This is a genomic window from Kitasatospora sp. NPDC058115 (assembly GCF_042884635.1).
Taxonomy (GTDB): domain Bacteria; phylum Actinomycetota; class Actinomycetes; order Streptomycetales; family Streptomycetaceae; genus Kitasatospora.
This window is the reverse complement of record NZ_JBHVTL010000020.1, coordinates 56,135-77,957: the sequence shown is the minus strand read 5'-3', so window position 1 is coordinate 77,957 and position 21,823 is coordinate 56,135. Positions and strand designations below refer to the sequence as shown.

Sequence of the window (21,823 nt, the reverse complement as noted above, 5' to 3'; positions counted from 1 at the left end):
GCGTGCGTGTCCTCACTCAGGGTCCGCGCCCTGGATCGACGAACCGGCGGCGAGAGTCTCCTGGCTTCCGGGTCGAACGCACCTCCCGGGCCTTCCAGCGGCTTCTGACGGCCCGCCGTGGCGTGTTCCGGTCGTGCTCCCCGGTGACAGTGGCGGGACCGCGCCGGACTCGCACCGGCTTCCTCTGCATGCCTCCGTATTGGCTGAAGGATCCCATCACGGGCCCGAACCGGGAGTCAACCGAGGTCGTCGGGGGTGTTGGTCACACGCCGGGCCGCCCCGCCGCAGCCATGTGATTTTCCTCCCGGAACTACCCGTACGGCCGTGTCCTGCTGGCCTCCCCCCGCCCGCGCGAGTGGACTGAGGGTGGGTCGGGACAGCGAGACCGGAGACCGAGCCAGACACCGAGCACCGGGGAGCGAGTATGCGTTGGGGAATCGCGGCCACCGTGGCGGCCGCCGCCGTCGGCACCGGGGCCGCCGTCCTGGTGATCGGCCGCCGGGCGTCCGAGCGGATGGTCCGCCCGGCCGGGGCCGCCCGCGTCCGGACCGGCCCGGTGCTCGTCCAGGCCCTCGGCGCGGGGCGGGTCACCTTCACCCGCACGCCGGTGAGCGAGCGCCCCGGCCGCTGGGCCGTCGAGTGGGGCGAGGACGGTCACGCGGTCGTCGAGGAGGTCCTGCACAGTGACGAGAAGGGGGTCACCCGCCGGCTGGTGCGCGCGGACCGGGGCACCCTCGCCCCCGGCACCGAGGTCCGCTTCACCCCCCGGGTCCACCTCGGCGACCCGGGCCGGGCGCTCGGGCTGCCGTTCGCCGAGACCGCCGTCGAGGGCGAACTCGGCGCGATGCCCGCGTGGCGGCTGGACGGCAAGCGCGGCACCTGGGTGGTCCTGGTGCACGGCCCGGACGCCGACCGGACCCAGGCCCTGCCCGTCCTCCCCGAGCTGCAGCGCCTCGGCCTGCCCGCCCTGGTCGTCACCTACCGCGGTGACGCCGGCGCCCCGGCCTCCCCGGACGGCCTCGGCCACTTCGGCGAGACCGAGTGGCGGGACGTCGAGGCGGCGGTGCGCACCGCCCTGGACGCCGGCGCGGGCCGGGTGGTGCTCCACGGCTGGTCGCTCGGCGCCACGATGGCCCTGCAGACCGCCGCCCGCTCGGACCTCGCCCCCTCGATCAGCAGCCTGGTCCTGGACTCGCCGGTGCTGGACTGGCCGGCCACCGCCCGCCGGGACGCCGCCCGCTCCGGCTTCCGGGGCGCGGCCGCCGAACTGGGCGCGCTCGCGGCGCAGGGCCGCACCGGCGTGGATCTGGCCGACTTCGCCCGCATCGCCGAGGGGACCGACCTGCGGGTGCCGACCCTGGTGCTGCACGGCCCGGACGACCCGGTGGCCCCGTTCGCGGCGGCCGAGCGCCTCGCCCGCCGCCGACCGGACGTGGTCAACCTCCAGGCCTTTCCCGGGGGTGATCACGCCGCGCTCTGGAACACCGCCCCCGACCGCTACGCCGAGACCCTGCGCCGCTGGCTCACTCCGTTCTGCTGAGCCGTTCCGATCCCCCCCTCGCGCGGAATTCCGCGGCGCACCCGTTCTTCGTGGCATGGACCCGCCACAAAGATCAGGCCAGTCGGTTTGGCCTCTGTTGCCCGATCTTGTCGAGCCCCCGCGCCCCCCGCCCGCCCCGCGCGGACAACCGGATGTGACAGATGGCCGGTACAAGGGGAAGACTGCTCGACGTGACGTCTCGGAATCCGCGCGACCGTGATGCCCCGCTCCCGCCGACGATCGGTACCGGTGCGACGGTGACCCGTCTCCCCGGAACGGCCCACCGCCCCGCCGGCGCCAGGCCGGGGGCCCCGGGCGTACCCCGCCGACGAGGCCCCGCCCCCGCACCCGGCCGTGGCCGGGTCCCCGTGCCGGAGGGCTTCCCCGCCCCCGCCGAACTCGCCCCGCTGGCCCGCCGCATGCTGGTCGACGCCGTCCGGATCGCCCGCTGGGCCGGCGAACTCGACGAGGTCGACAAGCGCGGCGAGCTGCTCCCCGACGACGCCCGCGCCGCCGGCCGCGCCCTCGCCATGACGGTGGGCGCCGCCGCCAAAGCGTGGGGCCAGGCCCTGCTGGTCGGCCTGGTCGAGGCCCGGGACGGCGGTGCCGGCCCCGGCTGGCGCCTGCACGCCTGGGAACACGACGACGAGGCGGTGGTCCGCGGCTGGTCGGCCCTGTTCGACGCCTGGACGCTGCTCGCCCCGGTGCCGCCCGCCGCCCTGCGCGGCGTCTTCGCGGTGCTCGCCGGGCAGGCCGTCGACCAGGCCCCGCAGCTGCTCTCCTTCCTCCACCTGGTGGACGGCCCGGTGGCCGACATCGAGCTGCTGGAGCTGCTCCGGCGCGGCCTGGACGAGCGCCGGGTCGGCGGCGGCGAGGGTGCCTTCGGCCTCTCGCCGGTCCCGCACGCGGCCTCCGCCGTCTCCGCCGTCCGCGGCACCTGCCGCGAGCCGCAGATCGACACCCCGGCCTCGCCCGCCGACGTCGCCGCCGTCCTGGACTGGATGCTGGACGGCCTGGCCGCCGTCGGCGCGCTGACCCGCCGGGACAACGCGGCCGAGCTCTCCCCGCTCGGGAACTGGGCGGTGCGGGCCAAGCTGGAGGAGATCTGCACCGTCGCGCAGACCGCCGCCGGCCACATCGAGCAGAGCGCGCTGGAGCTGCTGAGCGCCTGCGCCGACTACTCGCCCGGCCCGGCCCGCGCCGAGTACCGGGCCTGGCTGGCCGCCCGCCCGGCCGACCGGGCGGTGGCCGAGCTGCTGGAGACCGCGCAGGGCGAGGACGCACTGGTGCGCGGCCTGGCCTTCGAGGCGCTGCGGGTGGCCGGCGTGACCGCCGAGCAGGCCGTCCGGGCCGCCGTCGACGAGCCGGTGCTGCGCCCCTACGCGCTGCTCTGGCTGGCCGAGCGCTCGGACGAGGGGGTCTCCCCGGCCGACGTGCTGGGCGCGGAGGACGCCGCCTGGCTCTGGGTGGACACCGCCGCGGCGGTGCTCGACCACGGTGAGACGGAACTGCTCGTCGGCCACGTCGAGGGCGCCTCGGCCGGCGACCCGGTGCGGCTGTTCGCCCGGGCCCGGCAGTCCGGGCACCCGCGGGCGGCCTCGGTGCTGACCGCCGTCTCCGGCGTCCACCCCGACCCGGGCGTGGCCCGGGCGGCCCGCCGCTCGGCCTTCAGCGTCCACCGCGGCGGCGCGTAGCCGCGCGGCGCACCCGGTACGCGGCGCACCCGGCATGCGGAAGGGCCCGGCTCCCCTCGGGGAGCCGGGCCCTTCCGCCGTGTCCTGCGGCCGTCAGCCGATCCGCGACTCCGCGCGGCGCGCCCGGACGTCGCCGACCTTCTGCCCCACCTTGCGGCGGATGACCAGCAGCGGCGCCATCGCGGCGAGCGCGATCTGCGCGAACGCGCCGATGTGCAGCAGGTTGTCGCCGCCCGGCAGACCGGTCGCCCAGGCCGCCAGGCAGCCGATCGAGACGACGATCCAGCAGAGCGTCGCGGTGGCCAGCAGCCCCTGCGGCTTCGGGTACTCGATCCGGCTGACCATCAGGTACGCCGCGCCGAAGATGGCGACCAGGCCGGGAAGGAACGGCGGGTCGAGCAGCACGATGGCGATCACCGTCATCGCGCCCATCGGGCAGGGCATGCCCTGGAACACCCCGGGCCGCATCTTCACGGCGGAGAAGCGGGCGAGCCGCAGCACCACCGCCAGCAGCACGGTCAGCGCGATCAGCGCGGAGAGCCGGCTGTTGGAGCCCGGCGAGACCATGCCCCAGACCGCCACGAAGTAGGCCGGGGCGATGCCGAAGCTGATCAGGTCGGCGAGGTTGTCGAGCTCGGCGCCGAGCGCGGAGGAGCGCAGCTTGCGCGCCACCAGCCCGTCGAACAGGTCGCACATCGAGCCGATCAGCAGCAGCGTGACCGCGGTGGCGGCGCTGTGCTTGTCCGGCGCGGCGTCCGGGTTGGTGATGTGCGGGACGAGCACCCCGGTGGTGATCGAGTAGATCGCCAGGAAGCCGCAGACGGCGTTCCCGAGGGTGAGGAAGTCCGCGGTGGACAGGTGCTGCGGCGAGCGCGGCGCGCGCAGCTCGCGGTCGCGGGCCCAGCGGCGGCGGCGCAGGGCCGTCTCCTCGTCGTCCAGGCCGACGATCGTCTCAGGATCAGTCACGGTCAAGGCGTGTCACCCCGGCGGTGGTCTTCTGGCCGACCTCGACGCCGACCTCGACGCCGGCCGGCAGGTAGGTGTCGACCCGGGACCCGAACCGGATCAGACCGATCCGCTCGCCCTGTTCGACCTTGGTACCGGCGTCCACGTACGGCACGATGCGGCGCGCCACGGCACCCGCGATCTGCACCATCTCGATGTCGCCGAGCTCGGTGTCGAAGTGCCAGACGACCCGCTCGTTCTGGTCGCTGTCCTTGTTGAACGCGGGCACGAAGCCACCGGGCACGTGCTCGACGGAGGTCACCGTGCCGGGCAGCGGGGCCCGGTTCACGTGGACGTTGAGCGGGCTCATGAAGATCGCCACGCGGGTCCGGCCGTCCGGCCACGCGTCGATGCTCTGGACCACGCCGTCGGCGGGGGAGATCACTCTGCCCGTGCCGATCTCACGCTCGGGGTCGCGGAAGAACCACAGCATGCCGGCGCCGAGCGCACAGGCGGGTACCGCCGCCAGGGCCCACGTGCCGCTGCGCCGGGTGAGGGCGGTGGTCACGGCGGCCGTGGCGAGGGTGGGGACGAACCAGGGGGTGGCTCCGCGCGCGATGGTCACGCGGGGCCGACGACCGGCCGTCGTGGCTGCGAGGGCATCGCGGTCCGTGACGGAGGTGTGAGGGGACGGGCTGATGGGCATCGAAGACCTTTGTCGCGGGGGATCATGGCCGCTGGACGGGGGCCACCGCGGGATCGGGTAAGAGAGGGACGTCTGCTGTCCCGGTGGATGCTATCGGGACCAGCCGGTGGGTGGGCAACCCGCCTGCTCGTCATGTGACCTGGCGGAGGCGCAGCAGCGCCCCTTCCCTACGACCGTAGCTGGCCCCGCTCCGGTTCCCAAGGGACCGGGCGAAGCTGGTGACTCATGTCTCAACCGTGCCCGGCGGGCCGGTGCGGGGCTGCCCGGGGGGCACGTGCGGGGGACGCGGCGAGGGCATGCCGAAGCGGCCACAGGGCGTGTGACAGCAGCTGTACGCCCTGTGGCCGCTCCGGTGGGCCGTGCCGGACCCGGGGCGGACCAGGCCAACCGGGCGGGGGCACGGCGGGTGCCGGGACGGGCCCGCACGCCCGTCGTCCGGCGGCTCTCCGGGCCCGCGGATCACTCCGCGATGCGGTACTCCTCCAGCAGCCGGCGCCCGACGATCATCTTCTGGATCTCCGCAGTACCTTCACCGATCAGCAGCATCGGGGCCTCCCGGTAGAGCCGCTCGATCTCGTACTCCTTGGAGAAGCCGTAGCCGCCGTGGATGCGGAAGGCGTCCTCGACGACCTCCTTGCAGTACTCGGAGGCCAGGTACTTGGCCATGCCCGCCTCCAGGTCGTTGCGCTCGCCGCCGTCCTTCTTGCGGGCGGCCATGACCATCATCTGGTGGGCGGCCTCGACCTTGGTGGCCATCTCGGCCAGCTTGAACTGGATCGCCTGGTGTTCGGCGATCCTCTTGCCGAAGGTGGTGCGCTGCTGGGCGTAGGCGATGCCCAGCTCGAAGGCCCGGCGGGCGACGCCGCAGCCGCGCGCGGCCACGTTGACCCGGCCGACCTCGACGCCGTCCATCATCTGGTAGAAGCCGCGGCCGGGGACCCCGCCGAGGATCCGGTCGGCCGGGACGCGGACGTCCTGGAGGACCAGCTCGGTGGTGTCGACGCCCTTGTAGCCCATCTTCTCGATCTTGCCGGGCACGGTGAGGCCGGGGACGGCCGGGTTCGGCCCGAAGCCCGGCGTCTTCTCGATCAGGAAGGTGGTCATGTTCTTGTAGGGGGTGGAGCCGCCCTCGTCGGTCTTGCACAGCACCGCGACCAGGGTGGAGGTGCCGCCGTTGGTCAGCCACATCTTCTGGCCGTTGAGGACGTAGAACTCCCCGTCCTCGCCGTCCCGGACGCCCTTGGTGGTGATCGCGGCGACGTCGGAGCCGAGGCCGGGCTCGGACATCGAGAAGGCGCCGCGGATCTCGCCGGCCGCCATCCTCGGGAGGAAGTACTCCTTCTGCTCCGGGGTGCCGTGGGCGTTGATCATGTGCGCCACGATGAAGTGGGTGTTGACGATGCCGGAGACGGACATCCAGCCGCGGGCGATCTCCTCCACCACCAGGGCGTAGGTGAGCAGCGACTCGCCGAGGCCGCCGTACTCCTCGGGGATGGTCAGGCCGAAGAGGCCGAGCTGCTTCATGCCCTCGACGATCGCGGCCGGGTACTCGTCCTTGTGCTCCAGCTCGGTCGCGACCGGGATGATCTCCTTGTCGACGAACTCGCGCACGGTGGCGAGGATGTCCCGCTGGATCTCGGTGAGGCCGTCGGTCTGTGCGAGGCGTCCCATCGTGCGGCTCCTGTCATGCCTGAGGGAAAAGAGGAGTGTGGGGGGGTGGGGAGTGGACGGGGGCTCCGCGGGCGTGGCTTCCGCGGAGCCCCCGTGAACCGGGTGGGGGCGCGGCCGATGACGGCGGCCGGCCCGTCCGGGGCTCGGGGGGGGGGATCCGGGCTCAGCCGAGGGGGGTGGGACGGCCGGGCTGCTCGCCGCCGCGCGCCTCGGTGTACGTCGCGGTCGGCACCATCACCTTGCGGCGGAAGAGGCAGACGACCGTGCCGTCCTGCTTGTAGCCCTTGGTCTCGACGTACACGATGCCGCGGTCGTCCTTGGACCTGGACGGCCACTTGTCGAGCACGGTGGTCTCGCCGTAGATCGTGTCGCCGTGGAAGGTCGGCGCGACGTGCCGCAGCGACTCGATCTCCAGGTTGGCGATCGCCTTGCCGGAGACGTCCGGGACGGACATGCCGAGCAGCAGCGAGTAGACGTAGTTGCCCACCACCACGTTGCGGCCGAAGTCGGTGGTCCGCTCCGCGTAGTTGCTGTCCAGGTGGAGCGGGTGGTGGTTCATGGTGAGGAGGCAGAAGAGGTGGTCGTCGTACTCGGTGACCGTCTTGCCGGGCCAGTGCTTGTACACCGCGCCGACCTCGAACTCCTCGTAGGTGCGTCCGAACTGCATGGGTCAGTGCTCCTTGGGGTCGGCGTTCTCAGGCCTGCGGGGGCTCGAACGCGGAGGTGCGCCGCAGGCCCGCGGCGCGGCCCTTGCCGGAGATGACCAGCGCCATCTTGCGGCTGGCCTCGTCGATCATCTCGTCGCCGAGCATCGCCGAGCCCTTGAAGCCGCCGGCCTCGGAGGTGCACCAGTCGTAGGCGTCGAGGATCAGCTCGGCGTGGTCGTAGTCCTCCTGGGAGGGCGAGAAGATCTCGTTGGCGGCGGCGACCTGGTCCGGGTGGAGCACCCACTTGCCGTCGAAGCCCAGCGCGGCGGCGCGCCCGGCCACCTCGCGGTAGCCCTCCTGGTTGCGGATCTGGAGGTAGGGGCCGTCGATCGCCTGGAGGTCGTGGGCGCGGGCGGCCATCAGGATGCGCATCAGGATGTAGTGGTAGGCGTCGGCCGGGTAGCCGGGCGGCTGCTCGCCGACCACCAGCGACTTCATGTTGATCGAGGCCATGAAGTCGGCCGGGCCGAAGATGATGGTCTCCAGCCGGGGCGAGGCCTGGGCGATGGCGTCGACGTTGATCAGGCCCTTGGCGTTCTCGATCTGCGCCTCGATGCCGATCCGGCCGACCTCGAAGCCCATGGTCTTCTCGATCTGGGTGAGCAGCAGGTCGAGCGCCTTCACCTGCTCGGCGTCCTGGACCTTGGGCAGCATGATGCAGTCGAGGTTCGGGCCGGCGCCCTCCACGACGGTGATCACGTCGCGGTAGGTCCAGTGGGTGGTCCAGTCGTTGACCCGGACGACGCGGGTCTTGCCGCCCCAGTCGCCGTTGTTCAGCGCGTCGACGATGCTGTGCCGGGCGCTCTCCTTGACCAGCGGGGCGCAGGCGTCCTCCAGGTCCAGGAAGACCTGGTCGGCGGGCAGGCCCTGGGCCTTCTCCAGGAAGCGCGGGTTGCTGCCGGGCACGGCCAGGCAGGAGCGGCGCGGGCGCAGGCGGTTCGTCGTCATCAGAGGGTGGTCCTTCCGGGGGTCAGCTGGTCGTGGCGGCCGGGGCGGGCGTCCAGGGCTGGAGCCTGTTGGCCAGCCGGATCTCGTCCACGATCCGGCCGATGATGGTCGTGATGCCGAAGTCCTTCGGGGTGAACACGGCGGCGACGCCGGCGGCCTTGAGGGCCTCGCCGTCCGCTGCCGGGATGATGCCACCCACGATCACCGGGACATCCTCCACCCCGGCCCGGCGCAGCCGGTGCAGCACGTCCGGGACCAGCTCGGAGTGGGCGCCGGAGAGGATCGACAGGCCCACGCAGTGGACGTCCTCGGCGACGGCGGCCGAGACGATCTGCTCGGGGGTGAGCCGGATGCCCTGGTAGACCACCTCGAACCCGGCGTCGCGGGCCCGGACGGCGATCTGCTCGGCGCCGTTGGAGTGCCCGTCGAGGCCGGGCTTGCCGACCAGCAGCCGCAGCTTGCCGGTGCCCAGCTCGGCGGCGGTCGCGGCGACGGCCTCGCGGACCGCGGCCAGCTCGCCGCCGGGCTCGGCGGCGACCGCGACCGGGGCGCCGCCGACGCCGGTGGGGGCGCGGTACTCGCCGAACACCTCGCGCAGGGCGAAGGCCCACTCGCCGGTGGTGACCCCGGCGCGGGCGCAGGCCAGGGTGGCCGGCACGAGGTTCTCGTCGGTCGCGGCGACCTTCTTGAGCCGCTCCAGGGCGGCCAGCGCGGCGGTCTCGTCGCGCCGGCCGCGCCAGGCCTCCAGGGCGGCCAGCACGGACTGCTCGGAGGCCGGGTCGACGACCATGATCGCGGTGTCGAGGTCGGCCGTCAGCGGGCTCTCCTCGGTGGTGTCGAAGCAGTTCACCCCGATGATGCGGTCCTCGCCGGACTCGATCCGGGCCCGCCGGGCGGCGTGCGAGGCGACCAGGGCGGCCTTCAGGTAGCCGGACTCCACGGCCGGGATGACCCCGCCCATCCCCAGCACCTTGGCGATCTCCGCCTCGGCGCCGGCCAGCAGCTCGGCGGTCTTGGCCTCGACCACCTCGGAGCCGTTGAAGATGTCGTCGTACTCCAGCAGGTCGGACTCGAAGGCCAGCACCTGCTGGATCCGCAGCGACCACTGCTGGTCCCACGGGCGCGGCAGGCCGAGCGCCTCGTTCCACGCGGGCAGCTGCACGGCGCGGGCGCGGGCGTCCTTGGAGAGGGTGACGGCGAGCATCTCCAGCACGATCCGCTGGACGTTGTTCTCCGGCTGCGCCTCGGTCAGGCCGAGCGAGTTGACCTGCACGCCGTAGCGGAACCGCCGCTGCCTGGGGTCCTCGATCCCGTACCGCTCACGGGTGATCCTCTCCCAGAGCCGGCCGAAGGCCCGCATCTTGCACATCTCCTCGACGAAGCGCACCCCGGCGTTGACGAAGAAGGAGATCCGGGCGACGACCTCGCCCATCCGCTCGGCCGGCACCTGGCCGGAGTCGCGGACGGCGTCCAGCACCTCGATCGCCGTGCACATCGCGAAGGCGATCTCCTGGACCGGGGTGGCCCCGGCCTCCTGGAGGTGGTAGCTGCAGATGTTGATCGGGTTCCACTTCGGGATGTTCCCGACCGTGTAGGCGATCATGTCGGTGATCAGGCGCACCGAGGGGCCGGGCGGGAAGACGTGCGTCCCGCGCGAGAGGTACTCCTTGACGATGTCGTTCTGGGTGGTGCCGGTGAGCTTGGCGATGTCGGCGCCCTGCTCCTCGGCGACCACCTGGTAGAGCGCCAGCAGCCACATCGCGGTGGCGTTGATGGTCATCGAGGTGTTGGTCCGTTCGAGCGGGATGCCGTCGAACAGGGTCCGCATGTCGCCGACGTGGCCGACCGGCACGCCGACCCGGCCGACCTCGCCGCGGGCGAGGACGTGGTCGGAGTCGTAGCCGGTCTGGGTCGGCAGGTCGAACGCCACCGAGAGACCGGTCTGGCCCTTGGCCAGGTTCCGCCGGTACAGCGCGTTGGAGTCCTCGGCGGTGGAGTGCCCGGCGTAGGTGCGCATCAGCCAGGGACGGTCACGCTTCTGATCACTCATCAGGGTGTCCTCAGATGTCTCGGCCGGGCCGAACGGTCCGCTCGTCGAACTCGCGGAACAGGTTGATGGCCGGCAGGTGCCGGGCGCGCAGCTCGGCGTCGCGCACGCCCAGGCCCTCCTCGGGGGCCAGGCAGAGCACGCCGACCTTGCCCTGGTGCTTGTTGTGGTGCACGTCGAGGGCCGCCTGCCCGGTCTGCTCCAGCGGGTACACCTTGGAGACGGTCGGGTGGATCTTCCCCTTGGCGATCAGCCGGTTGGCCTCCCAGGCCTCGCGGTAGTTGGCGAAGTGCGAGCCGACGATCCGCTTCAGCGACATCCACAGGTAGCGGTTGTCGTACTGGTGCATGAAGCCGGAGGTGGAGGCGCAGGTGACGATGGTGCCGCCCTTGCGGGTGACGTAGACGCTCGCGCCGAAGGTCTCCCGGCCCGGGTGCTCGAAGACGATGTCGACGTCCTCGCCGCCGGTCAGCTCGCGGATCCGGCCGCCGAGCCGCTTCCACTCGCGCGGGTCCTGGGTCTGCTCGTCCTTCCAGAACCGGTAGCCCTCGGCGGAGCGGTCGATGATCGCCTCGGCGCCCATCGCCCGGCAGATGTCGGCCTTCTGCGGGCTGGAGACGACGCAGATCGGGGTGGCGCCGCCGGCCAGCGCGTACTGGGTGGCGTAGGAGCCGAGGCCGCCGCTGGCGCCCCAGATCAGCACGTTGTCGCCCTGCTTCATGCCGGCGCCGTTGCGCGAGACCAGCTGGCGGTAGGCGGTGGAGTTGACCAGGCCGGGGGAGGCGGCCTCCTCCCAGGTCAGGTGGGCGGGCTTGGGCATCAGCTGGTTGGTCTTCACCAGGGCCAGCTGGGCGAGTCCGCCGAAGTTGGTCTCGAAGCCCCAGATCCGCTGCTCCGGGTCCATCATCGTGTCGTCGTGGCCGTCGGAGGACTCCAGCTCGACGGAGAGGCAGTGCGCGACCACCTCGTCGCCCGGCTTCCAGGCGTTGACCCCGGCGCCGGTGCGCAGCACCACGCCGGCGAGGTCGGAGCCGACGACGTGGTACGGCAGGTCGTGGCGCCTGGTGAGCGGGGAGAGCCGGCCGTAGCGCTCCAGGAAGCCGAAGGTGGAGACCGGCTCGAAGATCGAGCTCCACACGGTGTTGTAGTTCACGGCGCTCGCCATCACGGCGACCAGGGCCTCGCCCGGGCCCAGTTCGGGCAGCGGGACCTCGTCGAGGTGGAGGGACTCGCGGGGGTCCTTGTCGCGGCTGGCGAGGCCCGCGAACATCTGCTCCTCGTCCTTGTGGAGCGTCACCGCCCGGTAGGACTCCGGCAGCTTGACGTTGGCGAAGTCCGCCGCGGTGCTGTCGGGGCTGAGGATCGCGTCGAGGATTTCCTTCATGGCTGCCTCCGAAGGCGTACCTGTGTGAGGGCACAGGGCGTCTGGGGGAGCCGGGAGCGGACACCGGCTTCGCTGAACGTGGTGGTGGGTGGGTGGCTGGTGGGCCTGGCGCTGCAGTGGTTCGCTCCCGGGGTTGGGGGAGCGCCGGTACGACGGCGCGCCGAGGTGGGAGCCGCGGCGCCGCGACTGGTGGGTAACAAGGTAGTGGCACCCTGTGCCACTCGTAAAGACACGGCGTGCCAGCAATTCCGGCCGGTCGCGACCCCCTCGGCGGGGCCGCCGGCGGGCATGGCGAGGGCCCGTGCCGGTCTCCCGGCACGGGCCCAGAAAACTGCCTTGACCTGCTAAAAGGCTTGCCCTCAGGCCTGCTTGGCGCCCTCCAGGGCGGCCCGCACGGCATCCACCACGACGTCCAGCGGGGCGTCCGTCCGGGCGACTGTGATGAGCACCTCACCTCCGGGGCTGGCACTCAGTGCGCTCGCCGTCGCGGGCTCCGCCTCCGTCCCACTGGCACCCGGTGCCACCAGGGCACCGCGCCGCCGCGGGCCCGGCGCGCCGGACGCCCAGAAGGTCCGCCGGATCACCTCGAAGGAGTGGTCCAGCTGCTCCTCGACGTCGCCCCGCCCGCCGGCCCGCAGCCAGCGCCGCAGCACGTGGTTGTGGGCCGCGACCACGGCCGCCGCCGACACCTCGGCCAGCATCGAGTCGTCCTCGCCGGCACGCTGCCAGCCCGAGGGGATCTCCCCGGCGGTGTCGAAGCGGCCCAGCAGGTAGCGGGTGAACAGCCGCTCGTAGCGGGCCACCACGGCGATCTCCCGCTCGCGCAGCGCCGGCACCTGACGGATCAGCTGGTAGCGGGCCACCGAGACCCCGGGCGTGGAGGCGTACATCCGGAGCACCTCCTTGATGCCCCGGCAGACCACGTCCAGCGGGTGCTCCTCCGGCTCGGCGCTGGCCAGCAGGTCGGCCACCCGGACCAGGGTGTCGTCGTGGTCCGGGAAGATCGCCTCCTCCTTGGACCGGAAGTACCGGAAGAAGGTCCGCCGGGCCACCCCGGCGGCCGCCGCGATCTGGTCGACCGTGGTCTCCTCGTAGCCCTGCGAGGCGAACAGCTCCATGGCGGCCGTGGCCAGGTCCTGGCGCATCTGCTGGCGCTGCGCCGCGGCCCGCCGGCCGCCCGGCCCCCCGTCCTGGCCGGTCACGGCCGGCCGGCCGTCGCGCGCCGGGGCGGATTGCTGCGGGGAGACTGACTGAACCCGATCCATGCCCGGAACGCTACACGCCCCCGGCGGCGCGCCCGGCGGCCTTCCCCGGCGCACCGGGGCGACCGGGCCGCTCACCGCGGGCCGGGGCCAGTGCGCCGAGACCGCGCCCGGTCCCCAGCCGGCCCGCTCCGGGTGGGACGGCGGCCGGCCGGGCTGTCCCCCGTGGGGCGGCGGGGCGGTCATCGGCGGGCGTGGTCGCGGAAGCCGCGGCCGGTCTTGCGGCCCAGGCAGCCGGCCGCCACCAGGTGCTCCAGCAGCGGCGCCGCCGCCAGGCCCGGCTCCCGGAACTCCTGGTGCAGCACCTGCTCGATGGTCAGCGAGACGTCCAGGCCCACCACGTCCAGCAGCTCGAAGGGGCCCATCGGGTACCCGCAGCCGAGCTTCATCGCGGTGTCGATGTCGTCCACCGTCGCGTAGTGCTCCTGGAGCATCCGCACCGCGTCGTTCAGGTAGGGGAAGAGCAGCGCGTTGACGATGAACCCGGCACGGTCCCCGCACTCCACCGGGTGCTTGCGGACCTTCGCGCACAGCTCCAGCACGGTCGCGGTGACGTCCGGCGCGGTGAGCACCGTGGAGACCACCTCGACCAGCCGCATCGCCGGCGCCGGGTTGAAGAAGTGCATGCCGACGACGTCCTGCGGCCGCGAGGTCGCCGAGGCGCAGCTGATCACCGGCAGCGAGGAGGTGGTGGTGGCCAGCACCGCGCCCGGCTTGACCACCGCGTCCAGGGCGGCGAAGAGCTCGCGCTTGACCGCGAGGTCCTCGGCGACCGCCTCGACCACCAGGTCCACGTCGGCCAGCGCGTCGTACCGGCCGACCGGCGTGACCAGCGCCAGCGCGGCGTCCCGCTGCTCCCCGGTCAGCCGGCCCCTGGTCACCGAGCGCTCCAGCGACTTCGCCAGCTGCGCCTTGGCCCGCTCCGCCTTCTCCTGGCTGCGGGCGGCCAGCAGCACCGGGAAGCCGGCCTTGGCGAAGACCTCGACGATGCCGGTGGCCATGGTGCCCGAGCCGCAGACGCCGATGCCGCGCACCTCGCGGCCGGGGACCTCCGGCTCCGCCGGGCCGGTGGCGGCGTCGACGGCCTTCGAGGAGCCGGGCGCCTCGTAGGTGTAGAAGCCGCGGCCGCTCTTGCGGCCCAGCAGCCCGGCCGCGACCAGCTGGCCGAGGATCGGCGCCGGCGCGTGCAGCCGGTCCCTCGACTGCTCGTACATCGCCTCCAGGACGGTGCGGGCGGTGTCCACGCCGATCAGGTCGAGCAGCGCGAGGGGGCCCATCGGCAGGCCGCAGCCCAGCCGCATCGCGGCATCGATGTCCTCCCGGGTGGCGTACCTGGACTCGTACATCGCGGCGGCCTGGTTGAGGTACGCGAAGAGCAGGCCGTTGACCACGAAGCCGGCCCGGTCGCCGGCCGCCACCGGCTCCTTGCCGAGGTCCCGGGCGAAGGCCGCGGCGTCCTCGGCCACCTGCGGGTCGGTGAGCACGGTGCGCACCACCTCGACCAGCTTCATGGTGTGCACGGGGTTGAAGAAGTGCAGGCCGAGGACCCGGTCCGGGCGGGCGGTGGCGGCGGCGATCCGGGTCACCGACAGCGCGGTGGTGCCGGTGGCCAGCACGGTGGTGGCCGGGCAGATCCGGTCCAGCTCGGCGAAGACCTCCCGCTTCGGCTCCAGCCGCTCGGGCACCTCCTCGATCACCAGGTCCGCCCCGGCGGCGGCGGCCAGCGCGTGGCCGACGGAGATCCGGGCCAGCAGGTCGGCCCGCTCCCCGGCGGTGAGCCGTTCGCGGGCCACCGCGTGCGCGGTCGCCTCCTCGATCCGGGCCAGGGCCCGGGCGGCCGAGGCCTCGTCGGCCTCGATGCCGATCACCCGGCGGCCGCTCCTGGCGACGGCGACCGCGACGCCGGCGCCCATCGTGCCGAGCCCGACCACGGCGACCGTGGGGAAGGGACGCTTCATCTGTCCTGACTCCTTGTCATGGAGGGCCCGCGCGCGCTCCGGAGGGCGCGCCCCCGGAGGAGGGTCCGCGCGCGGGGCGGGGGATGACGATTGCGGCCACCGCGCCGCCGCCGGTCCGCTCCGGCGGTGCTGCGGGTGTGCCGTGGTACTCAGGCGCTCGACACGGGAGACGGCTCTGAACACAGAGGAGAGAAGTCCCGGCTGCGGCCGCGGTCCGCGGCACCCGCCGGTGAACGAACGCACCGCCACGCGCCGCCCGCTCCGCGCGAGTCCCGCACGGCGGACGGCGCCCCCGTCGGTGCGGCTCCCGAAGCCCGACGGTGGTGCGTGCCGACACTGTAGCGAAGCTACTCGCCGGTAGGAAGGGGGGCGGTGGGCCGGATTTCCACGGCTCGCGGCGGGCGATCACCCGTGCGGGTGAGGGCGGTGGACGGACGTCCGTTCGGACCACCCGATAGGGGAGTTACGCGCCCCCGCGGCGCTGGGCAGCATGGGGGCATGACCACTGGAGCCGTTGCCACGGACCGTCCCGAGCCCACCCCCGGGTCCGTCCCCGGGGCGGGCGGGCACGCCGAGGACGGCGCCGTGCCGCCGCCCCGGGCCGACCGGGCCGAGCGCGGCGAGCGGGCCCAGGCGGCGGTCGACCGGCTGCGCACCGCCGGGGTCGAGGCGGTCGCCGTGACCTGGGTGGACAACGCCGGCATCGCCCGGGTCAAGGCGGTGCCGCTCGGCGGCCTGGTGCACGCCGCCCAGTGGGGCATCGGCACGGCCCCCTGCTTCGACGTCTTCCTCGCCGACGACACCGTCGTCACCAGCCCGCTCATCGGCGGCCCCACCGGGGACCTGCGGCTCTACCCCGACGTCGAGCGGATCGTCCCGCTCGCCGCCCAGCCCGGCTGGGCCTGGGCGCCGGGGGACCGCTACACCCAGGGCGGCGCCCCGCACCCGGGCTGCCAGCGGCTCTTCGCCCGCCGCGCGGTCGCGGCCGCCGCCGAACGCGGGCTGACCCTGAAGGCCGGCATCGAGATCGAGTGGGTGGCCGCGCTGGCCGGCCCGCCCGGGGAGGAGCCCCGCTACCCGACGGCCGGCCCGGCCTACGGCATGCAGCGGGTCACCGAGCTCTCCGACTACCTGCGCGACGTGCTGCACGCCCTCGGCGAGCAGGGCCTGACCGTGCTCCAGATCCACCCCGAGTACGCGGCCGGGCAGTTCGAGGTCTCGGTCGCCCCCGAGGGTCCGGTCGAGGCCGCCGACACCTCCGTGCTGGTCCGGCACACCGTGCGCGCCGTCTCCGCCCGGCACGGCCTGCGGGTCTCCTTCGCCCCGGCGGTCGAGGCCGGCGGGGTCGGCAACGGCGGCCACCTCCACCTCAGCCTCTGGCGGGACGGCCACAACCTCGCCCACGGCGGCCCCGGCCCGCACGGCCTCACCGCCGAGGCCGAGGGCTTCCTCGCCGGGGTGCTCGGCGCGCTGCCCGAACTGCTGGTGCTCGGCTGCTCCAGCCCGGCCGGCTACCTGCGGCTGGTCCCCTCGCACTGGGCCGGCGCCTACCAGTGCTGGGGCCTGGAGAACCGGGAGGCCGCGCTGCGCCTGGTCACCGGCTCCACCGGCGAGCGCGCCTCCGCCGCCAACGCCGAGATCAAGTGCTTCGACGCCACCGCCAACCCCTACCTGGCGGTCGGCGGGGTGCTCGCCGCCGGTCTCGCCGGGCTGGACCAACGCCTCGCGCTGCCGCCGGAGTTCACCGGCGACCCGGCGCAGGCCGCCCCCGGCACCGTCCCCCGGCTGCCCACCGGCCCGGGCGAGGCGCTCGCCGCCTACCGCGCCTCCGCCCTGCTGCGCGAGGCACTCGGCGAGCCGCTCCACGGCGCCGTGCTCGCCGTCCGCGAGGCCGAGAGCGAGCAGTACGCCACCGCCACCCCCGAGGAGCTGGCCGCCGCCACCCGCTGGCGGTACTAGGAGACCTCCCGGCGCCCCCGCGCCGGCCGGTCGCCACGGCCACGGCGTGCCGGGGGCCGGGCTCGCCGGCGCTGCCCCGGCGGGGTCGCTCGCCGGGTCCGTCCGGCCGCCCGCGGCCGATGCCGGGCGACTGTACGCGCTCTGACCGTCCGCCGCCCCCGCTTGGCGGCGATCCGCCACTGGCCGTTTCCGGCCGCCCCGGACGCCTGTTCCGCCCTCGGCCCGGCTGACTAGGGTGTGCCTTCCGGCGAGCTGTGCCCTCACGGCCGCCGGGCGACCCCTCCTGCCCAGCAGAAGCGGAGTCATACCTTCCGCCAGTGGCCGACTTGTGGCGATTAGATGACTACCTCTTGCGGATTGCAACACTTGTTCACTAACGTCCCGATCATTCCAAGTGCACCTGCCAACCGCAGCTGCTGCATGACGACTCGGGAGGGCCAACCCCTATGAGTGTTCCTCGGATCAGCCGGACCCGGTATGCGGCGGTGGGCCTCGTCCTCGCCACCGCCGGCGCCCTCGCGCTGCCGTCCGGCACCGCCGTCGCCGCCTCCGGGTCGGAGTCGACGACCGGTCCGCTGCTCAGCTACGTCGTCAACACCAAGGCCAACCACGGTCAGGTGCAGAAGGTCGAGAAGGCGATCACGACCCTCGGCGGCACCGTCGTGTACTCGTACGAGCAGATCGGCGTGGTGATCGCCCGCTCGAACGACACCCAGTTCGCCGCCAAGCTGCGGCAGGCCAAGGGCGTCGAGTCGGTCGGCGCCAGCCGCACCAAGGGCATCACCGCCTCCGAGGACCGCGTCGCCGAGGTCGCCGCCGCTCCGGCCGGCACCGCCGCCGCGGGCGAGGAGCCCCTGTGGGCCAACCAGTGGGACATGCGCCAGATCGGCGTGGACAAGGCCCACAAGCTGTCCCTGGGCAGCAACAAGGTCACCGTCGGCGTGCTGGACTCCGGCATCGACGGCACCCACGAGGACCTCGCCGCCAACATCGACGCCTCGCAGTCGGTCTCCTGCATCGACGGCGGCAAGCCGAACACCGCCTGGGAGGCCTGGCAGCCGGGCGTCGACGGCGACCACGGCACCCACGTGGCCGGCACCATCGCCGCCGCCAAGAACGGCAAGGGCATCGAGGGCATCGCCCCGAACGTCAAGCTCGCCGCGGTGAAGGTCGTCGACGACGGCGGCTTCATCTACCCGGAGTACGCCATCTGCGGCTTCGTCTGGGCCGGTGAGCACAAGTTCAAGGTCACGAACAACAGCTACTTCGTCGACCCGTGGATGTTCAACTGCCAGAACGACGCCGACCAGGCGGCGATCACCACCGCCGTCCGCCGCGCCGTCGAGTTCTCGCAGCGCAAGGGCGTCCTCAACGTCGCCGCCGCGGGCAACGAGAACATCGACCTGGCCCACAAGACCAAGGACGTCGCCAGCCCGGACGACACCACCCCGGCCGAGCGCCCGATCACCCAGGACTGCCTGAACCTGCCGACCGAGCTGGACGGCGTCGTGGCGGTCTCCTCGGTGGGTGTCAACGGCGAGAAGTCGTACTACTCCAGCTACGGCAAGAACAAGGTCACGGTGGCCGCCCCCGGTGGCGACCGCCGCTACCAGATCCCGAACACCCCGGACCAGAACGGCCGCGTGCTGTCGACCATCCCGGGCGGCAAGTACGGCTACATGCAGGGCACCTCGATGGCCTCGCCGCACGCCGCCGGCGTGCTCGCCCTGCTCGCCAGCACCCACCCGTGGGCCAATGCGGACGAGCTGACCGAGCTGCTGACCAACCAGGCCGAGTCGCACGCCTGCCCGACCGCCCCGTACAACCCGGGCGGTGCCGGCGAGTGGACCGCCACCTGCGAGGGCGGCGCGGACGACAACGGCTTCTACGGCGCGGGCATCATCAACGCCGAGAAGGCGGCCCAGTGGTGGCGGTGAGCCACGGCTGACCGGCTGACACCCTGAACGCACGACGGGGGCGGGACTTTCGAGTCCCGCCCCCGTTCCGCGTGCCGCTCCGCCGGCCGCTCCGCCGGCCGTGACGCGTGCCGCCCCGTCGGCCCGGCGCCGCCGGCTCACTCGAAGTGGTGCTCCCAGACCGTCTCCACCGACGGCTTGCCGTGCAGGTCCGGCACCTCCTGCAGCCAGGCCGGCCGCCCCGCCCTGCTCCGCGCCGCCCGCCGCCGCTCCGCCTCGCGCAGCTGCTCGGGGGTGGAGAACCCCTCCGGCAGCCACTCGGCGGAGAGCACCGCCCGCGCCGCCAGCTGGTTCACGTAGGCCCGGCGCAGCTCCCCGACCGAGCCGAAGCCCGGCTCGTCCGCCAGCCAGGCGTCCGGCACCAGCGCCACCACCTCCTCCAGCAGCCCGACGGTGACCTGCGGCCCGAGCTCCTCGTCGGCGAGCCGGACGTCCGGGTGGTACCCGCCGAGGGCGTGGGCGCTGAGGTCGTACCGCTTGCCGACGGAGGCCTCGGCGGCGGACCAGCGGTGGTGGAAGACCAGCGCGGCGCCGTTGTCGATCAGCCACAGCCTGCGGTGCCAGACCATGAGGTTGGGGTTGTGCACCGTCCGGTCGACGTTCCCGGTGAGCGCGTCCAGCCAGACCACCCGGCCGGCCTCGACCGGGTCGACCTCGATCATGCCGGGCCGGAAGTCGCGGGCGCCGGGCAGCAGGTCCATGCCGAGGTTGATCCCGCGGCTGGCCCGCAGGATGTCCTGGATCTCCGGGTCCGGCTCGCCGTCGGCGACGGCCGGGTCGAAGTCCACCAGCCGCAGCTCGGGCACCGGCAGGCCGAGCCGGCGCGCCAGCTCGCCGACGATCACCTCCGCCACCAGCGCCTTGCGGCCCTGGGCGGCCCCGGTGAACTTCACCACGTAGGTGCCCAGGTCGTCGGTCTCCACCACGCCGGGGACGGAACCGCCGGCCCGCAGCGGGTCGACGTAGCGCACTGCTGTCACCTGTTCGAGCACATCCGCCACCCTAACGCCCGCTCCGTGCGGGAGGGCGCCGCCCGCCGCCGACGGCCCGCTGTGATTGGCTTGCCGGGACCACCCGGACGACACCCCGGACGACACCCCGGCGCCGGACGACCCGCACGCCGGGCGACCGCACGCCGGACGACCGTACAAGGAGAGCACGACCATGGGACAGGTGCAGGCCACCACCGAGCGGGTCTACGACGCGGCCCCCGAGCGGGTGTACGAGGTCCTGGCCGACTACCAGGTGACCCGCCCCAAGCTGCTGCCCGAGCAGTACAGCGAGTACGAGGTCCGGGTCGGCGGCACCGGCGCGGGCACCCAGGTGCACTGGAAGCTCCAGGCCACCGAGAAGCGGATCCGCGACTGCCTGTTCACCGTCTCGTCCCCGCGCCCGGACCAGCTGGTGGAGAAGGACGCCAACTCCAGCATGGTGATCACCTGGACCGTCGCGGCGGCCGGCGAGGGCCGGACCAAGGTCACCGTCACGGCGACCTGGCAGGGGGCGACCGGTATCGGCGGCTTCTTCGAGCGGACCTTCGCGCCCAAGGGCCTCAACCGGATCCACGACCAGGTGCTCGCCAACCTGGCCGCCGAGGTGCGCTGAGCCCCGCCCGGGCTCCGGCGGAGCCCGCCGGAGTTCCGTCCTCCCGGACCTCCCCCTCAACTCGTCCAGGAATTCGACGAGTTCGTCCACCCGTACGAGCGACGCGCCGTACGGGTGGACGCCCCGCCACCTGCGGGTGACGAGGCCTCCGTGCGCGCCGCGGCCACCCTAGGCTCGCCGCCGTGCATATGACGATCCTTCACATCTCGCAGCCCGTCGACGGCGGAGTGGCCCGCGTCGTGGTCGACCTGGTCCGCGGCCAGCGCGAGGCCGGCCACCGGGTGCTGGTCGCCTGCCCGCGCGGCGGCCGGCTCGCCGAGGAGGCCGCCGCCGTGGGCGCGTTGGTCCAGGACTGGCCGGCCCGGCGCCCGCCCGGCGCCACCACCGCGGCCGAGGCCTGGCGGCTGCGCCGGATCGTCCGGGCCGCCGCGCCCGACGTGCTCCACCTGCACAGCGCCAAGGCCGGGCTGGCCGGCCGGCTGGCCGTGCGCGGCGCGGTGCCGACCGTCTTCCAGCCGCACGCCTGGTCCTTCGCCGCCGTGGACGGCCCGCTCGCCGCGGCCACCCTGCGCTGGGAGCGGTACGCGACCCGCTGGGCGCACCGGCTGCTCTGCGTCTCCGTCCAGGAGCGGACCGACGGCGTCGCGGCCGGCCTGCACGCCGACTGGGCGGTGGTGCCCAACGGCGTGGACGTGCGGCACCACGCGCCCGCCGACCGCCGGGCCGCCCGGATCGCGCTGGGCCTGGAGCCGGCCGGGCCGCTCGCGGTCTGCGTGGGCCGGCTCTGCCGCCAGAAGGGCCAGGACGTGCTGCTCACCGCCTGGCCCGAGGTGCGGCGCCGGGTGCCGGGTGCCAGGCTGGCGCTGGTCGGCGGCGGCCCGGACGCGGCCCGGCTGGCCGCCATGGTCCGGGAGAGCGCCGAGGGCTCCCGGGTCCGGCTGGTCGGGGACGTCGCGGACCCGCGGCCCTGGCTGGCCGCGGCCGACCTGGTGGTGCTGCCCTCGCGCTGGGAGGGCATGGCGCTGGCCCCGCTGGAGGCGATGGCCTGCGGGCGGCCGGTGCTGCTGACCGACGTGCCCGGGGCCCGGGAGTGCCTGCCGCCGTCCGAACGCGCGTCCGCGCTGGTGCCGCCGGAGGACGTGTCCGCGCTCATCACCCGGATGGCGGAAGCGTTGTCCGATCCGATCGAGTGCGAGCGACGCGGCACCCGGCTGCGCGAGCACGCCGCGGCCCGTCATGACGTTCGATCGGTGGTCGAACAGGTCGACGCGCTCTACCGCGACCTGCTGGGGGCCGGCCGGGTGCCCGGGCGGCGCCGCGCCCGTGTCCCGCAGCGGATCTGATCGTTTCACATGCCGTGAATGCCCCGCCGCCTCGGCGCTGCCGTATTCGCACCCTCCACCGGTTGTGGGTGAGGGCCA

At 73.8% G+C, this 21,823-nt stretch carries 16 protein-coding genes and 1 riboswitch; of the genes, 6 read left to right on the top strand and 10 right to left on the bottom strand.

Annotated features, from left to right (window positions below; translation table 11 throughout):
• Window positions 1–32: 32 nt before the first annotated feature.
• Window positions 33–212, bottom strand: a riboswitch (cobalamin riboswitch).
• A 212-nt stretch (window positions 213–424) separates the two neighbouring features.
• Together ACFVVL_RS21840 and ACFVVL_RS21835 are read left to right on the top strand one after the other, a co-directional pair.
• Complete coding sequence (locus tag ACFVVL_RS21840; RefSeq protein WP_380287661.1) at window positions 425–1,540, top strand: alpha/beta hydrolase family protein; 1,116 nt, start codon at window positions 425–427, stop codon at window positions 1,538–1,540.
• A 161-nt stretch (window positions 1,541–1,701) separates the two neighbouring features.
• On the top strand, window positions 1,702–3,234 hold the full coding sequence (locus ACFVVL_RS21835) for a hypothetical protein (protein ID WP_380287662.1): 1,533 nt from the start codon (window positions 1,702–1,704) through the stop codon (window positions 3,232–3,234).
• A gap of 93 nt (window positions 3,235–3,327) precedes the next feature.
• On the opposite strand, the gene ACFVVL_RS21830 is transcribed toward ACFVVL_RS21835, so the two are convergent.
• The 9 genes from ACFVVL_RS21830 to ACFVVL_RS21790 form a co-directional block, all read right to left on the bottom strand.
• Window positions 3,328–4,206 (bottom strand): CDP-alcohol phosphatidyltransferase family protein, encoded by an 879-nt coding sequence (locus ACFVVL_RS21830; protein WP_380287663.1) that lies wholly within the window; start codon window positions 4,204–4,206, stop codon window positions 3,328–3,330.
• Window positions 4,193–4,885 (bottom strand): phosphatidylserine decarboxylase, encoded by a 693-nt coding sequence (locus ACFVVL_RS21825; protein ID WP_380287664.1) that lies wholly within the window; start codon window positions 4,883–4,885, stop codon window positions 4,193–4,195. Before ACFVVL_RS21825 ends, ACFVVL_RS21830 begins: the two co-directional genes overlap by 14 nt.
• Window positions 4,886–5,344: 459 nt before the next feature.
• A complete protein-coding gene (locus ACFVVL_RS21820; protein WP_380287665.1) occupies window positions 5,345–6,556 on the bottom strand; it encodes an acyl-CoA dehydrogenase family protein in 1,212 nt (403 codons plus the stop codon).
• A gap of 163 nt (window positions 6,557–6,719) precedes the next feature.
• Entirely contained in the window at window positions 6,720–7,223 is a 504-nt protein-coding gene (locus ACFVVL_RS21815; RefSeq protein ID WP_380287666.1) for a MaoC family dehydratase, read from the bottom strand.
• A gap of 28 nt (window positions 7,224–7,251) precedes the next feature.
• Window positions 7,252–8,211, bottom strand: a complete 960-nt coding sequence (locus ACFVVL_RS21810) for an HpcH/HpaI aldolase/citrate lyase family protein (RefSeq protein ID WP_380287667.1) — start codon at window positions 8,209–8,211, stop codon at window positions 7,252–7,254.
• 22 nt (window positions 8,212–8,233) lie between these two features.
• The gene (locus tag ACFVVL_RS21805) at window positions 8,234–10,261 is read right to left on the bottom strand and encodes a protein meaA (protein ID WP_387677624.1); all 2,028 of its coding nucleotides are present in this window, start codon (window positions 10,259–10,261) and stop codon (window positions 8,234–8,236) included.
• A gap of 10 nt (window positions 10,262–10,271) precedes the next feature.
• Complete coding sequence (ccrA, locus tag ACFVVL_RS21800; protein WP_380287669.1) at window positions 10,272–11,642, bottom strand: crotonyl-CoA carboxylase/reductase; 1,371 nt, start codon at window positions 11,640–11,642, stop codon at window positions 10,272–10,274.
• Window positions 11,643–12,001: 359 nt separating this feature from the next.
• A complete protein-coding gene (locus ACFVVL_RS21795; RefSeq protein WP_380287670.1) occupies window positions 12,002–12,907 on the bottom strand; it encodes a TetR family transcriptional regulator in 906 nt (301 codons plus the stop codon).
• Window positions 12,908–13,086: 179 nt separating this feature from the next.
• Entirely contained in the window at window positions 13,087–14,862 is a 1,776-nt protein-coding gene (locus tag ACFVVL_RS21790; RefSeq protein WP_387677620.1) for a 3-hydroxyacyl-CoA dehydrogenase family protein, read from the bottom strand.
• Between the two features lie 498 nt (window positions 14,863–15,360).
• On the opposite strand from ACFVVL_RS21790, the gene ACFVVL_RS21785 reads away from it, so the two are divergent.
• Window positions 15,361–16,821, top strand: coding sequence for a glutamine synthetase (locus tag ACFVVL_RS21785; RefSeq protein ID WP_380287672.1), 1,461 nt, complete (start codon window positions 15,361–15,363; stop codon window positions 16,819–16,821).
• Window positions 16,822–17,267: 446 nt separating this feature from the next.
• The gene (locus tag ACFVVL_RS21780; protein WP_380287673.1) at window positions 17,268–18,758 is read left to right on the top strand and encodes a S8 family serine peptidase; all 1,491 of its coding nucleotides are present in this window, start codon (window positions 17,268–17,270) and stop codon (window positions 18,756–18,758) included.
• A gap of 137 nt (window positions 18,759–18,895) precedes the next feature.
• On the opposite strand, the gene ACFVVL_RS21775 is transcribed toward ACFVVL_RS21780, so the two are convergent.
• Entirely contained in the window at window positions 18,896–19,789 is an 894-nt protein-coding gene (locus ACFVVL_RS21775; protein ID WP_387677618.1) for a HipA family kinase, read from the bottom strand.
• 172 nt (window positions 19,790–19,961) lie between these two features.
• Between ACFVVL_RS21775 and ACFVVL_RS21770 the strand changes: the two genes are divergently transcribed.
• Window positions 19,962–20,402, top strand: a complete 441-nt coding sequence (locus tag ACFVVL_RS21770) for an SRPBCC family protein (RefSeq protein ID WP_380287674.1) — start codon at window positions 19,962–19,964, stop codon at window positions 20,400–20,402.
• 188 nt (window positions 20,403–20,590) lie between these two features.
• Entirely contained in the window at window positions 20,591–21,745 is a 1,155-nt protein-coding gene (locus ACFVVL_RS21765) for a glycosyltransferase (protein ID WP_380287675.1), read from the top strand.
• Window positions 21,746–21,823 lie beyond the last annotated feature (78 nt).

Bases quoted from the DNA above. Each gene is read 5' to 3' on its own strand.
- ACFVVL_RS21805 (WP_387677624.1), bottom strand. From the start codon at position 10,261: ATGAGTGATCAGAAGCGTGACCGTCCCTGGCTGATGCGCACCTACGCC.
- ACFVVL_RS21795 (WP_380287670.1), bottom strand. From the start codon at position 12,907: ATGGATCGGGTTCAGTCAGTCTCCCCGCAGCAATCCGCCCCGGCGCGC.
- ACFVVL_RS21790 (WP_387677620.1), bottom strand. From the start codon at position 14,862: ATGAAGCGTCCCTTCCCCACGGTCGCCGTGGTCGGGCTCGGCACGATG.
- ACFVVL_RS21815 (WP_380287666.1), bottom strand. From the start codon at position 7,223: ATGCAGTTCGGACGCACCTACGAGGAGTTCGAGGTCGGCGCGGTGTAC.
- ACFVVL_RS21810 (WP_380287667.1), bottom strand. From the start codon at position 8,211: ATGACGACGAACCGCCTGCGCCCGCGCCGCTCCTGCCTGGCCGTGCCC.
- ACFVVL_RS21765 (WP_380287675.1), top strand. From the start codon at position 20,591: ATGACGATCCTTCACATCTCGCAGCCCGTCGACGGCGGAGTGGCCCGC.
- ACFVVL_RS21825 (WP_380287664.1), bottom strand. From the start codon at position 4,885: ATGCCCATCAGCCCGTCCCCTCACACCTCCGTCACGGACCGCGATGCC.
- ACFVVL_RS21770 (WP_380287674.1), top strand. From the start codon at position 19,962: ATGGGACAGGTGCAGGCCACCACCGAGCGGGTCTACGACGCGGCCCCC.
- ACFVVL_RS21820 (WP_380287665.1), bottom strand. From the start codon at position 6,556: ATGGGACGCCTCGCACAGACCGACGGCCTCACCGAGATCCAGCGGGAC.
- ccrA (WP_380287669.1), bottom strand. From the start codon at position 11,642: ATGAAGGAAATCCTCGACGCGATCCTCAGCCCCGACAGCACCGCGGCG.
- ACFVVL_RS21840 (WP_380287661.1), top strand. From the start codon at position 425: ATGCGTTGGGGAATCGCGGCCACCGTGGCGGCCGCCGCCGTCGGCACC.
- ACFVVL_RS21785 (WP_380287672.1), top strand. From the start codon at position 15,361: ATGACCACTGGAGCCGTTGCCACGGACCGTCCCGAGCCCACCCCCGGG.
- ACFVVL_RS21835 (WP_380287662.1), top strand. From the start codon at position 1,702: ATGGCCGGTACAAGGGGAAGACTGCTCGACGTGACGTCTCGGAATCCG.
- ACFVVL_RS21780 (WP_380287673.1), top strand. From the start codon at position 17,268: ATGAGTGTTCCTCGGATCAGCCGGACCCGGTATGCGGCGGTGGGCCTC.